Source organism: Mycobacterium sp. E3198 (assembly GCF_001667015.1).
In the GTDB taxonomy this organism is placed as follows: Bacteria; Actinomycetota; Actinomycetes; order Mycobacteriales; family Mycobacteriaceae; genus Mycobacterium.
In genome coordinates this window covers 1-13,777 of the sequence record NZ_LZIS01000226.1, presented here as the reverse complement: position 1 = coordinate 13,777, position 13,777 = coordinate 1, and the positions used below count along the sequence as shown (strand labels likewise).

The window sequence follows — 13,777 nt, the reverse complement described above, 5'->3', positions numbered from 1 at the left end:
CGCCGGCGCTCTACCATTCGACAGACGAGATGGCTCGAAGGTTGAGGTGCACTCATGAGTACGGGGGGACGCCCGATATTCATCGATGGTCCGACCCTGCCCACGGCGCCTCACTTTCCACCGACGATAGGGCCGAACCCGACGCCCGGCGGCGGTGGAACAGAGGCTGATTTGGCGGCCGCGGGACTCGCTCAGCTGGGCAATCTCGGCGTGCCCGGTGATCAGGCGGCCAGCCTTGCCGGTGAGGCGGACAGGCGGGCGCATGCCCTCGACGCGGCGCAGAAGTTCCCGGCCAACGAGGCCGAATCGAGTCAGCAATTCCAGCAGCTGGCTCAAATGATTCCGCAGATGGCATCGGGCATCGCGGGTGCGATCACCGGCGCCTTGGGCGGGATCATGCAGCCGCTCACCCAGATGCCGCAGCAGGCAATGCAGGCCGCGGAGAGTGCCATTCAGCCGCTGATGGGAGCGGCGAAGGGCGGCGGAGCAGCGGAGGCCGCCCTGACCGGCATGTCGGGTGACGAGGCCGTACTAGACGGCGCCACCCAGGGCGTCGGCGGTTCCGGTGGCGGCGGCATCGGCGCCGGTGGTGGCACGACGCCGACGGGCTTTATGGGGCCGCCGCCCGTGCCTTCGTCCTCGCCTCCCACGACACCCGCGGCGGCGACGGCCAAGCCGGTGACGGTGACGCAGACCGGCGGGACGCCGACGCAGTCGGGACCAATGGGCATGACCGGCATGCCGATGATGCCCGGTGCCATGGGCGCCGGCGGTGAGGGCGGTAGCAAGGACAAACCCGCCGAAAAGCGCGTGACCGTCCCGGGTATCCCCAACGGCCAACCGGTCAAAGGCCGCCTGACCGCACCGCCCAGCGTTCCGGTCGCCAAGTCGGAGGGCAAACCGCCGGTCGTAACCAGGCCCAACCGGCGGATCGTGATTGTGCCGACGGACGAAGAGCCGCAGCAGGATTAGCCGGCCGCCCGACCGGAGCCGCTGAGAATGCCGATTTCAAAGCGCCGCTTGCCAAATTGCATTCAGGAACTAATGCGCCCAATCCGCCAGCGATGATGGCCACTAAACGTCCTTTCAAAACCGAGTGGTCGGGCGGTGCCGGACGCAGTAATGTCATTGCCGTGTGGCCATTATCGAAACGCCGCCGGTCTTGGTTCCCCGAGGCGGCCATGGGCTACGCAGCTGCCGCCGAAAACCCTTGCGGGACAGCGGACCCTAGACCCGGCCGACCGGTAGCCGGTATATGGGCCGGAAGTTATGGGAGTTGTTGCTGAGGTGTCCGATACGGATGCGGCGGGGGATAAGGCATTAGTCGATCAGGTGCTGGCCGACCTAAAGGCGAATTTCGAGAAGTGGGAGGCGGTTCTGGCCGCCCAGGAGTCCGTGACTTTTACCGCCGACGTGGGCGACGTCTATGCGGTATGCAATTCTGACGGGCGGCTTACCGGGCTGTCCTTGGCCCCGCACGTGATGACGTCCTACACGTGTCGGGAGTTGATGGATCGGCTCAATATGGTGTTCGAGGCATTGCGCGAAGAAGCGCAGGCCGATTTTGATCGGAATTACGGTGGGGGAATCGTTGAGTGATCCCGCGATGACGCAGGCGGTGGCGGCATTGTCGCGCGGTCACAGCCTTTTCGCCGGCTCCGACGCCGGCCGCGGCGTCGGTGACGTCCCTCCGCACGTGCAGACGCGCGCCCATGGGATACGACGGGCCGTCCACGCCGGCGGGTGGCCGACGCGGGCAGCGGTGCGGTCGAGACGGTCGGCGGCAACGCTGCGCCGGCTGGCCGAGGCCGACGGGCGGCTCGACGCAATCTTGGCGAGAGCACGCGCCGAACGTGCGGCCGCGCACGCCGCGACGGGGCTGAACCTGGACGCGGCGATGGCCGACGCCATGCCGGCGGCCGATACGGCGATGGGTCGGCGCGAGGCGATGGCCCGAATGGCTGCACGGCTGCGCGCCCAGCACGGCCACATCGTCCGGTCACGTGCCCGGGCGCGGCAGAGGGCGCTGCGGCTGCGGCGGCTGCGGTACCCCCGCACAAGCGCGGTAGCCGTACGCGCCGCGATCCGTAAAGCCCTGGATCTCAAAGGCATTCATGACCCCGCCGCGCGAGCCCGGTGGGAGCGCGGCATGGACCTGGTCGCCCGGCGCGAATCGAACTACGACGCATACGCCGAAAACAAATGGGATTCCAACGCCGCCAGGGCCACACCGAGCAAAGGGGCCTGGCAGTTCATCGCTCCGACGTTCGCGGCGTATCACGAGCCAGGCACATCGGCCAGCATCCATGACTTGGTAGCGCAGGCATGCGCGTTCATCAACTATGCGCGCGGCCGCTACGGCGTCGCCGCCGACGCGTCGGATCTGGCGGATCGGATCGCACAGGCCGATCCCCGCCGCGGACCGAGGGGTTACTGACCAATGCCACTGAGTCTGTCCAACCGCGACCAGAATTCGGGCCATCTGTTTTACAACCGGCGGCTCCGGGCGGCGACGACCCGCTTCTCGGTGCGAATGAAGCACGACGACCGCAAGCAGACCGCGGCCTTGGCGCTGTCGGTGGTGCTGGTGGCGATCGCCTCCGGCTGGATGGTGCTGTTGAACGTGCTCAAACCCAGTGGGGTGGTAGGGGATTCGGCGATCATCGGGGATCGCGAGTCCGGGGCGATCTATGCGCGCATCGACGGCCGCTTGTATCCGGCGCTGAATCTGACTTCCGCACGGCTGGCGACGGGCACCGCCGGGCAGCCGACGTGGGTGAAGCCGCCTGAAATCGCCAAGTATCCGACCGGACCGCTGGTCGGGATTCCGGGTGCACCCGCGGCGATGCCGGTCAACCGCGGTGCCGCGTCGGCATGGGCCGTGTGCGACACGGCGGGCAGGCCGCGCACGGCCGACAAGCCGGTGGTGACCTCCATTGCGGGCCAGCTCATGGGTGGCCGCGCGATGCCGATGGCCAAGGACGCCGGGCTCCTGGTGTCTTTCGAGGGCGCGACCTATGTGATCTGGGGTGGCAAGCGTTCGCAGGTCGATCCCACCGACCGGGCGGTGACACTCAGCCTGGGCCTCGACCCGGGAGTAACCGTGCCCGTGGAGATTTCGCGTGCGCTCTTCGACGGGCTGCCTGCCACCGAGCCGCTTCGCGTGCCCCCGGTGCCCGATGCCGGAACCCCGTCGAAACTACTGCCGGGCTCCCAGGTGGGCGCGGTGCTGCAGAATCAGACGGCCGGCGGGGGCAGCCAGTTCTATGTGCTGCTCGCCGACGGCGTGCAAAAGGTTGGCGGCTTCGTCGCCGATCTGCTGCGCAGCGCGAACTCCTACGGTTCGGCGACGCCACGGACCGTGACCCCGGACGTCCTGGTCAACATTCCCGAGGTGAATTCCTTGGCGGTGGACTACTACCCGCCCGGGCGGCTGAATTTCATTGACTCGGCGGCTAATCCGACCACGTGCGTGGGGTGGGAGAAGGCGTCGACCGATCCGCAGGCGCGCGTCGCCATCTACAACGGGCGCGGGTTGCCGGTTCCCGCGGCGATGGACAACCGAATCGTGCGCCTGGTCCGTGACGACCGCGACCCCGCGTCGGTGGTGGCCAATCAGGTGCTGGTGTTGCCGGGTGCGGCGAACTTCGTGGCGTCGACGAGCGGGGTGGTGACCAGCGACTCGCGGGAATCGCTGTTCTGGGTGGCCGACAACGGCGTGCGGTTCGGCGTCGCTTCCGACGATTCGACGCTCCGAGCGCTGGGCCTGGACCCGGCGATGGCGGTGCAGGCGCCCTGGCCGCTGCTGCGGACTTTTGCGGCGGGACCGGCGTTGTCGCAACAGGCCGCGCTGGTGGCGCGCGACACGGTGCCCGCGCTCGGACAGGCGACGGTGCTGACGACATCGGCAAGGGCGGGAGGCTAAAAGTGTCGAAGAGGGCGTTTCCGATCAATCGCGTCAAGATCAACCCGCCGAAACCCGTTCGGGTAGCGCCGAATGCGCCGATAGCTCTCCCCGAACGAGAGCCGCGCAACATCTGGGTGATGATCGGGGTGCCGGCGCTGATCGTCGCGCTGATCGGCACCATCGTCATGCTGTATGTCTCGGGGGTGCGCAGTCTGTCGACGGGGTTCTTCCCGTTGATGGGGATCGGCGCGTTCAGCATGCTGGCCTTCTCCGGCCGGCTCGGGCGGGCGCGCAAGATCACCTGGGGGGAGTTGGAAAAGGGGCGGCGCCGGTACCTGCGTGACCTCGACAGCAACCGCGACGAGATCCAGAATGCGGTGTGCGCGCAGCGCAACTGGCAGCAGGCGGTGCATTCCGATCCGCGCGGGCTGGGCGCCATCATCGGCGGCCCGCGGATGTGGGAGCGCGGGCGGGCCGACGTCGACTTCCTGGAGGTCCGGCTGGGCACGGGTGTTCAGCACGCCCCCGACTCGGTGTTGTCGGTGACTTGGCCGGACATCGCCTCGGATGAGGAGCTGGAGCCCGTCACCGGCCAGGCGTTGCGCGATTTCATCTTGGAGCAGCGCAAGATTCGCGATATCGCCAAAGTGGTGAACCTGCGCTCTGCCCCGGGGTTCAGCTTCGTCGGTGAGGACCTCAACCGGGTGCGGTCGCTGATGCGTTCGGTGCTGTGCTCGCTGGCGGTGTTCCACAACCCGCGGGACGTCAAGTTGATGGTGGTGACCCGCAACCCCGAGCTGTGGTCGTGGATGGTGTGGCTGCCGCACAACCTGCACGACGAACTGTTCGACGCGTGCGGGTGGCGGCGGCTGATCTTCGCCACACCCGAGGAGCTGGAGGGCGCGCTGGGAGCCGAGTTACACATGAAGGGCCGGCGTGGCCAGTGGACACCCCTGGCGGCGGCCAGCCCGACAACGATCGGCTCGGCCCTGGAGACCGGCCAACCGGCCGGCGCGGCCGATCTCGGGCCACATTGGGTGATCGTCGACGACAACACCGGCAGCCCCGAAGCGTGGGAGAGCGTCGTCGGCCAGGTCGGTAAGGCCGGAATCACGGTGCTGCGCATCGCGTCCCGAGCCGGCATCGGCGTCGGATTCGACCGAGACCAGCTCTACGAAATGAGCGAGCGGCACGTGGTTGCGGCCGACGGCTCAACCGACGGTTCGGCGAAGGTGGCGCTGAACGGGGAAGTGCTCGACGACGACGACGGCCGGCCCGCGCCGCTGCTGCGCGCCGGCGGCAAGTTCTTCGCCCACGCCGATCAACTTTCGATCCCACGCGCCTACCGGTATGCGCGTGCGATGGCGCGGTGGTCCCCGACCAGCAGCAGCGAAATCGCCGACTCCGCCAGCGGCGCGGCGGAGCTGTTGCGCGCGTTGGGAATCAGCGATCCTCGCGACCTGGATGTCGATCGACTGTGGGCGGAGCGCCGCGGCCGTGGTGACGAGCGGTGGTGCGAGATCCCGGTGGGCGCCAAGCCCAACGGCGAGCTACAGAACGTGATCATCCGCGCGAAGGACTTCGGCGGCTTCGGCTTTCACTCGGTGGTCATCGGCACCAGCGGCTCGGGCAAGTCGGAGTTCTTCCTGTCGCTGGTCTACGGCATCGCCCTGACGCATTCGCCGGAGACGTTCAATGTCATCTTCGTCGACATGAAGTTCGAGTCGGCGGCTCAGGACATCCTGGGGATCCCCCACGTGGTGGCTGCGCTATCGAACCTCGGCAAGGACGAACGACACCTGGCCGAGCGGATGCGCAGGGTCATCGACGGCGAAATCAAGCAGCGCTACGAGCTTTTCACGTCGGTCGGCGCCCGCGACGCCAACGACTACGAGGAGATCCGACTTGCCGGCCGCGACCTCCCGCCGGTGCCGGTGCTCCTGGTGATCGTGGACGAATACCTCGAGCTGTTCGCCAATCACGACAAGTGGATCAACCTCATCATCCACATCGGTCAGGAGGGCCGCGGTGCCAACGTGTTCTTCATGCTCGGCGGGCAACGGCTAGACCTGTCGTCGCTGCAAAAGGTCAAGTCCAACATCGCGTTTCGGATCGCGCTGCGCGCCGAGTCGGGTGACGACAGCCGAGAGGTGATCGGCACCGACGCCGCGTACCACCTGCCGTCGAAGGAAAACGGTTTCGCGCTGCTGAAGGTTGGTCCGCGCGACCTGGAGCCGTTCCGCTGCTTCTACCTGTCCGCGCCGTTCATCGTGCCCAAGAAGGCGGAGGTGGTCAGGACCGTCGACATGACCCTGACCCAACCCCGGCTCTACAACTGGCAATATCAGCCGTTGGACCAGGCGGACGCGGCCGCGTTGGAGGCCGCGTCGGCGGCCGATGAGGAGCCCGATGAATTCCTTTTGCACGAGGACGGTTTCAAGAAAAAGAAGATCGTCGACGTGCTGCGCGAGTCGCTGCACACGGTGCCGCACCGGGCACCGCGCCGGCCGTGGCTGGAGCCCCTGGAGAACCCCGAGCCCGTCGACGCCGTGGTCGCCGGTTGGCGGGGTAAGCCGTGGCACGTCGACTACGGCCGCAACCCGGGTCTGGTATTCCCGGTCGGCATCATGGACATCCCCGAGGAATCCAAGCAGGTCGTACATTCCATCGACGGGTTGCGCAGCAACATCATCGTGGTGGGGGCCAAGCAGCGTGGCAAGACGACCACGCTGATGACGCTGATGTGCTCGGCGTCGATGATGTACACCCCGTCGCGGGTGACGTTCTTCTGCGTCGGCGGAGCGACCATGGCCCAGATCGGGTCGCTGCCGCACATCGCCGACATTGTGTCGCCCAAGGACACCGAAGGCATCGAGCGGATCTTGAGCAGCATGGACGCGTTGATCGACGCGCGCGAGGACGCGTTCCGCCGCGCCAACATCGACCTCGACGGGTTCCGCGAGCGGCGGTTCGGCCCCGGCAGCGACGGGCTGGGCGGCACCGACCCGAACGACCCGTTCGGCGACGTCTTCGTCGTGGTCGACGACTACGACGATCTGTACACCAAAGACATGGTGCTGGGGGACCGGATCATCTCGCTCAGCAGCCGCGGCCCCGAATACGGGGTGCACGTGATGTGCAGCGCGGGGGGCTGGATTCACGGGCAGCGGCAGAAGCTGTTGCAGAACGCCACCGCGCGAATCCAGCTGCGGCTGGCCGAGCCGGGGGAGAGCCAGATGGGCCAGTCGGCGATCGAGTCGCGCGAGGCGGCCCGCCGAACCTTGGACCGTCCCGGTTTCGGTCTGACCGACTCGCTGCACGAGTTGTTGGTCGGCGTTCCCGCGATGGTCGATCCGGCGACCCGCGCGCTGGTGGACACCCCCAGGGTCGGCGCCCGCGTCGCCGAAGTCGCCGGAGTTACGAAACACGCCGTCCTGCAGCGTCTACCGGAGCGCGTTGAGCTCAGCGCGATCCTCGCGGCCCACGCCGCCGCGGACGATCTGTCGATCGCGTTCGCGATCGGCGAGCGTCACCAGCTCGGCCCGGTTCCCCTCCGGCTGGCGGAGAGCCCGGGCCTGATGATCCTGGGCCGGCAAGGCTGCGGCAAGAGCACGTCGCTGGTCGCCATCGGTCAAGCGGTGATGAGCCGGTTCAGCCCGGAGGAGGCCCAGCTCACGCTGATCGACCCCAAAGCCGCCCCGCACGGGTTGCGCGACCTGCACGCCCCCGGCTATGTGCGTGCGTACGCCTACGACCAAGACGAGATCGACCGCGTCATCACCGAACTGGCCCAGGAGATCCTGCTGCCGCGGCTGCCACCCAAGGGGTTGAGCCAGGAGGAGCTTCGTGCGCTCAAGCCGTGGGAAGGAACCCGGCATTTCGTGCTGATCGACGACGTTCAAGACCTACGTCCGGCGCAGGCGCAGAGCTACCCGGCGACGGCGCCGGTGGGCGCGGCGCTGTGGATGCTGATGGAACGCGCACGGCAGGTGGGTCTGCACGTGTTCACAACGCGCAACAGCACCAACTGGGCGACGCTGCAAATGGATCCATGGTGGCGCTATCAAACGTCGGCGAAGGTCGCGCAGCTTTATATGGACAACGATCCACAAAATAAGATCAACCGGCTTCTTCGCGCGCAGGCGTTGCCGCCCGGACGTGGATTGTTGGTAAGCGACGAATCCGACGTCGAGGGCATTTTGGTCGGACTCCCGTCCATGGCTGGCGGCGAATAGCGAATCAATTCTGAAAATGCCAATTTCAGGCTGAATGACCCGAAAGTGGCAGCCTGCCAGCAGTTGTCGCAGGCCATATGCATCCGACAGTGACAGCAGTTGCAGGAGTGGCGACAGCGGTACTTGTGGTAGAAGTGGCGTTAATTCTACGCAAGTATAATTGCGCCGGAACGTCGATCCTTCACGAATTTGATAGCGGGCAGTTGAGCAGATAAGAATTGTGAATACGCGATCTGCGTTTAGGCACTAGACTGACCGACATTCGCAGAGACCGGCTGCGAGACGTTCGGAGGGAATTATGTCTTTTGTCGTACCGCCCGAAGCCGTTTTGAGCTCGGCGGGGGCCGAATCGGCGGTCAGCGCAGAAGTCGAGGGGGCGGCCGCGGCGGCCGCGCCCGCATTGCTGGGCACGCTGCCGATGGGCAATGACCCCGACTCGGCGCTGTTCGCCACGGCACTGAATGCGTGCGGTGGTGCCTACCTGGGCGTGGTCCAGGAGCACGCCGTGCAGCGCGGACTGTTCGCCGGAACGCAGAGCATCTCGGCGTGCGTCTACACCGCGACCGAGGCCGCGCGCGCCTTGACGCTCGGGCTGTAAGCGGCGCTTATGCCGGACCCGGGGTGGGCGGCGCGTCCACCCGAAGCAAACGACCTTCTGCTCAAGCTCGGAACCGGGGTGGCCACGATGTTGGCCAACCAAGCGGCCTGGACCGCCTTGGGCGCCAGTCACCATGCTTCGGCCAGCGCGTCGATGATCAACACCGTCGTGACCTCCGCCAGCTGGCTGGGGCTGGGGTCGGCGGGTTCCGCCGCAAGCGCCACCGCGCTCAACGCGTCGCTGCACGGGCTCGCCGGCTGGGTGGACGTCAAGCCGGCGGTGGTCGCGGCCGCGGTCTCGGCGTACCAGATGGCCAACGCCGCCATGCGCCCGGCGCCCGAGTGCAACGCCAACCGGGACGAGGAGGCGGCCGACAACATCGCCAATCCCAGCGTGCTGTGGACGCTGACCCCGCGGATCATCTCCCTCGACACCGAGTACTTCGGGGTGATGTGGCCGAACAACTCCGCGGTCGGCGCGAGTTACGGCGCCATCCTCGCCGGGCTGGCCGAGAGCCTGGCCATTCCGCCCCCGCTGGCGGCGATGGGCGCCTCGCCGGCCGCCCCGGCCGAGGCGGCAGCGACGATCGGCCAGGCGGCGGGTGACGCGGCGGCCGGAGACGGGATGCGCGCGGCCTACCAGGGGGTCCAGTCGGGAACCCAAAGCGCCGGCCAGGCCGCGGCGGGCGGCCAGGACATCGGCGGCCAGCTCGGTACGTTCATGCAGCCGGTGCAGTCGCTGATGGGCGCGGTCCCGCAGGCGTTGCAAGCGCCCTCGCAGCTGATGCAGGCGCCGATGAGCGCGATGCAGCCGCTGCAGTCGATGATGGGCATGTTCGCCAACCCCGGCGCACTGGGTGCGGGCGCCGGCGCACCGGCCTCGGCGGTCAGTGCGGTCTCCGCGGCGCCCAGCGCCGCGGCCGGTGCCGGGGGTGGCGGAGCCTCGCTCGGCGGTGCCGGGATGCCCGCGACCACGTTCACTCGCCCCGTCAGCGCGTTCGAACCGGGCAGTGGTGGCCGCCCGGTGGGGCTGCGCCCCAGCGGCGCGCTGGGCGTCGACTCGGCGCGGTCCCCGACGACGACAACGACGGCGGGCGGCACCGGCGTCGGCGGCATGCCGGTGGGCCATGCGGCCGGCGGCCACGGCGGGTCCCACAAGAAATCCGAACAACCGGCCACGGTGCGCGTGGTCGACGAAAGAGTCTGAAACGGCCTGCTCAGCGGGTGAATCGACACATCGCAACAGCCGCCATACACTTCGACGCATCCCCCCGAGAAACCAACGGGGACAAAACAAAACAGGGAAACGCCTAACCGGATAAGGAGATATCAACCGTGTCAATTGTTGTCGACGCAAACGTGCTGCGAAGCACGAGTGATGCGATTCAAGCGCACATGGAACATGCGATTGCGATCGCCCAGGGATACCTGGCCAACCAAGAAAACGTCATGAACCCGTCGACGTGGTCGGGTGACGCGGTCGTCGCCTCGCATATGACGGCCTCCGAAGTTTCGAACGACCTCAATAAGGTCCTGACGGGCGGTACCCGGCTGGCCGAGGGCCTCAAGCAGGCCGCGGCGCTCATGGAAGCCCACGAGGCCGACTCGCAGCACGCGTTCCGCGCGCTGTTCGGCGGCAGCGCCCAAAACCTCGCGTAATCGCGACCCATTTCGCTTTAGAAAGGAAAAACCATGACAGGTCCCATCGCTTACAACCCGGGCCCCGTGGCCGATTTCGCGGCCGACGTCGGTTCCCGGGCCGGTCAGCTCGACGCCATCCACGCGGACGTGGCCAACAAGACCAACTCCCTTCAGGAGTTCTTCGCCGGGCACGGCGCGACGGGCTTCTTCGACGCCCAATACCAGATGCTGTCGGGCCTGCAGGGCCTCATCGACACGGTGCGCCAGCACGGTCAGACGACCGGCCACGTGCTCGACGCGGCGATCCAGACCGACAACAACATCAGCCACCTTTTCTGAAATCGCCTGCCCCAGTGGCACTGTCGTGCCTACGGGGAGAGGACCAAGGTGGGGCGCCGACGCCATGCATGTGCCCCACCTTCGGTGTGTCCGGCGACTTGTCTGAGGTGAAAGTGGCGTGCTGACAACAACAATCGACGGCCTGTGGGTGCTGCAGGCGGTGACGGGAGTGGAGCAGCTGTGCCCCGAGCTGGGGCTGCGGCCATTGCTGCCCCGGCTGGAAACCCCCGAGCTCGCGCTGCGCCACCCGGTGGCCGCCGAACTGAAAGCCTGCGGCGCCCTCGACGAGGCCGGCAACGCCGATCCGATGATCCGGGAATGGCTGACGGTGCTCTTGCGGCGTGACCTCGGCTTGCTGTTGAACATCAATGTGCCGGGCCGAGATCCGACGCGGGCGGCCATCTGCCGGTTCGCCACCTGGTGGGTGGTTTTGGAACGCCACGGCGACTTGGTGCGTCTCTACCCGGCCGGCACCGCCAGCGAGTCGGCCACCGCCACGGAGCTGGTGGTAGGTCAAGTCGAGCGGCTGTGCGGGGTCGCCGAGGCCGCGCCGCTCCGGCCGGTCACCGTGGACACCAAGGAGCTGCAGGAGTCGGTGCACGACGCCGGCAGCCTGAAATCGTTTCTGCTCAAGCAGCGTCTGGATGTCGACCAGCTGCACATCGTCACCATGGCCGCCGACCCCGCGCGGTCGGCGTCCGCGGCCATCGTGGCGGTGCAAGCGGGTGTCGGACCCGACAGAACGGCCCGCCTTGCGATCGGGGAGTCTGCGGTCGCCATCGTCGACACCGCAGCGGGCCGGGTGTGCGTGGAAGGCATGACTTCGGGCGGTCGCCGCTACCAAGTCCTCTCACCGGGATCGCGCAGCGACATCGCCGCGGCCGTGCAGCGGCTCATCCAAAGCCTGCCCGCCGGCGAGGACTGGTACTCCTACCGGCGCGTCGTCTGACCCATGCGGCAAAAGTGACCGTTACGCCATGGGAATGGTAAAGCCGAACCCGGTTCTAATGCACTTCGAGGTTTAGTGATTGCGGAAACGGCCTATCCCGAATCGTGTTAGCATCGACGGTCGTGACGACACCTTGGAATGACCCCAATATGTATGACGAAGAGAGGCTTGGGCGGGGGGATCCGCCAGCGGTGCGCCACCGGGATTCGGTATCGGACACCATGCGTATTACCGATTTAGCCGCACCCCGAAAAATTCCCCCGGGCTCGGGTTGGCGGAAATTCATTTATAACCTTTCGTTCCACAAAATAAACCTCGGGGAATCGCCGGGGGAACGCCATTATCGCGAATTAAAAGAGCGCATCCGGCGGCACATTCGTCGACAATTTGTGATCACGTTGGTCTCCGGCAAGGGCGGGGTCGGGGTGTCCACGATGGCCGCGTGCATCGGTGGCGTGTTCCGCGAATGCCGGCCGACCAACGTGATCGCGATCGACGCCGTCCCGGGCTTCGGCACCCTGGCGGACCGGATCGACGAGTCGCCCCCCGGCGACTACACCGCGATCATCAACGACACGGACGTGCAGGGCTACGCGGACATCCGGGAGCACCTGGGGCAAAACGTGGTCGGGCTCGATGTGCTGGCCGGCAACCGGACATCCGACCAACCCAGGCCGCTGGTGCCGGCGATGTTCGCCGGGGTGCTGGCACGGCTGCGGCGGACCCATAACGTGATGGTGGTAGACACCGCTCCGGACCTCGAACACCCGGTCATGAAAACCGTCCTGGACAACACCGACACCCTGGTTTTCGTCTCAGGAATCACCGCGGACCGTTCCCGGCCGGTGCTGCGCGCCATCGACTTCCTCAGCGCCCAGGGCTACCACGAACTGGTGTCGCACAGCACCGTGATCATCAACCACGCGGACAGCGCCGTCGACAAGGACGCCTTGGCCTACCTGACCGAGCGGTTCACCAAGGTGGGCGCGACCGTGGAGGTGATGCCGTTCGATCCGCACCTCGCCAAAGGCGGGATCATCGACACGGTCCACGAGTTGAAGAAGAAGTCGCGGCTGCGGCTGTTTGAGATCACCGCCGGGCTGGCCGACAAATACGTGCCGGAGGCCGGCGCCGAGAGGGCCCAGCAGTGACATCGCCCCACAAGGTCGCCTTCCCGGCCCGGTGCGCGGTCAACATCTCCTACGACAAGCACCTGTGCTCCCAGGTGTTCCCCGCGGGAACGCCGGTGGAAGGCTTCTTCGAGGGCATGGTCGAGCTGCTCAGCGACGACCTGAAACGCAAGGGCTTCGACGGTGTGGCGCTGCCGCCGGGCAGCTACGAGCTGCACAAGGTCAACGGGGTGCGCCTGGACATCAACAAGAGCCTCGACGAGCTCGGTGTCCAGGACGGCGACACGCTGGTCCTGGTGCCCCGAGTCGACGGCGAATCATTTGAGCCGCAATATGAATCGCTATCGACGGCGCTGGCGGCCATGGGCAAGTGGCTCGGTCGCGACGGCGGCGATCGGATGTTCGCCCCGGTGACCGCGTTGACCGCCGCGCACACCGCGATCGTGATCGCGGCCATGGCGGTCGGTGTGGTGGTTGGGCTGGCCCTGCGCGAACGCGCCTTCAGCGACAGCCTGATTCCCTCCGCCGTCGCGGGCGGGGCCGGCGTGCTGCTGGCGATCGGCGCCGCCGTCGTGTTCGCGGGGTGGCCGCAGCGCCGCGACATGTTCAGTGGATTCGCTTGGCTGACGGTGCTTTTGATCGCCGTGGCGGGGGGTTGCGCACCGCCAGGCAAGCTCGGCGCCCCCCACGCGTTGATCGGGCTCGTGGTGGTGATCCTGGGTGCCATCGCGATCAGCGCCGCGACCCGGAAACGCTGGCAGACCGCGGCGGCGACCGCCGTGGTGACCGTGTGTGGCATCGCGGCCGCGGTGGCGGCCGCCCGGATGTTCCGGCCGGTGTCTGTGCAGGTGCTGTCGATCTGCGTGCTGTTCGGCGTGCTCGTCCTCGTGCGAATGGCGCCGACGATCGCGCTGTGGGTGGCGCGGGTGCGGCCGCCGCACTTCGGATCGATCACGGGGCGCGACCTGTTCGCGCGGCG

At 67.2% G+C, this 13,777-nt stretch carries 12 protein-coding genes; all 12 read left to right on the top strand.

All coding sequences use genetic code 11. The annotated features are described in order from the left end of the window. Positions 1-54 precede the first annotated feature (54 nt). On the top strand, positions 55-972 hold the full coding sequence (locus A5673_RS23520) for a hypothetical protein (RefSeq protein WP_369806520.1): 918 nt from the start codon (positions 55-57) through the stop codon (positions 970-972). 315 nt (positions 973-1,287) lie between these two features. Beyond that, positions 1,288-1,599 carry a DUF2710 family protein gene (locus A5673_RS23515; RefSeq protein ID WP_369806519.1) on the top strand — a complete coding sequence of 104 codons (312 nt, stop codon included), beginning with the start codon at positions 1,288-1,290 and terminating at the stop codon, positions 1,597-1,599. Positions 1,600-1,606: 7 nt separating this feature from the next. Next, positions 1,607-2,437 carry a transglycosylase gene (locus A5673_RS23510; protein ID WP_082958912.1) on the top strand — a complete coding sequence of 277 codons (831 nt, stop codon included), beginning with the start codon at positions 1,607-1,609 and terminating at the stop codon, positions 2,435-2,437. A 3-nt stretch (positions 2,438-2,440) separates the two neighbouring features. After that, positions 2,441-3,925 carry a type VII secretion protein EccB gene (eccB, locus tag A5673_RS23505; protein WP_068238230.1) on the top strand — a complete coding sequence of 495 codons (1,485 nt, stop codon included), beginning with the start codon at positions 2,441-2,443 and terminating at the stop codon, positions 3,923-3,925. Positions 3,926-3,927: 2 nt separating this feature from the next. Beyond that, positions 3,928-8,142, top strand: a complete 4,215-nt coding sequence (eccCa, locus tag A5673_RS23500) for a type VII secretion protein EccCa (RefSeq protein ID WP_068238226.1) — start codon at positions 3,928-3,930, stop codon at positions 8,140-8,142. A 298-nt stretch (positions 8,143-8,440) separates the two neighbouring features. Then, positions 8,441-8,740 carry a PE domain-containing protein gene (locus tag A5673_RS23495; RefSeq protein ID WP_066969270.1) on the top strand — a complete coding sequence of 100 codons (300 nt, stop codon included), beginning with the start codon at positions 8,441-8,443 and terminating at the stop codon, positions 8,738-8,740. A 9-nt stretch (positions 8,741-8,749) separates the two neighbouring features. Beyond that, on the top strand, positions 8,750-9,946 hold the full coding sequence (locus A5673_RS23490; protein WP_068238223.1) for a PPE domain-containing protein: 1,197 nt from the start codon (positions 8,750-8,752) through the stop codon (positions 9,944-9,946). Between the two features lie 128 nt (positions 9,947-10,074). Continuing rightward, positions 10,075-10,398 carry a WXG100 family type VII secretion target gene (locus A5673_RS23485; protein ID WP_067879691.1) on the top strand — a complete coding sequence of 108 codons (324 nt, stop codon included), beginning with the start codon at positions 10,075-10,077 and terminating at the stop codon, positions 10,396-10,398. 33 nt (positions 10,399-10,431) lie between these two features. Further along, positions 10,432-10,719: a WXG100 family type VII secretion target gene (locus A5673_RS23480; RefSeq protein WP_068238221.1), complete on the top strand. Its 288-nt coding sequence runs from the start codon at positions 10,432-10,434 to the stop codon at positions 10,717-10,719. 118 nt (positions 10,720-10,837) lie between these two features. Then, positions 10,838-11,668 carry an ESX secretion-associated protein EspG gene (locus A5673_RS23475; RefSeq protein WP_068238219.1) on the top strand — a complete coding sequence of 277 codons (831 nt, stop codon included), beginning with the start codon at positions 10,838-10,840 and terminating at the stop codon, positions 11,666-11,668. Positions 11,669-11,790: 122 nt separating this feature from the next. After that, a complete protein-coding gene (locus A5673_RS23470; RefSeq protein WP_156748543.1) occupies positions 11,791-12,819 on the top strand; it encodes a MinD/ParA family protein in 1,029 nt (342 codons plus the stop codon). After that, positions 12,816-13,777 (top strand): type VII secretion integral membrane protein EccD (eccD, locus tag A5673_RS23465; RefSeq protein WP_082958911.1); only part of this gene is annotated, 962 nt, incomplete at its 3' end. The genes A5673_RS23470 and eccD, both read left to right, overlap by 4 nt.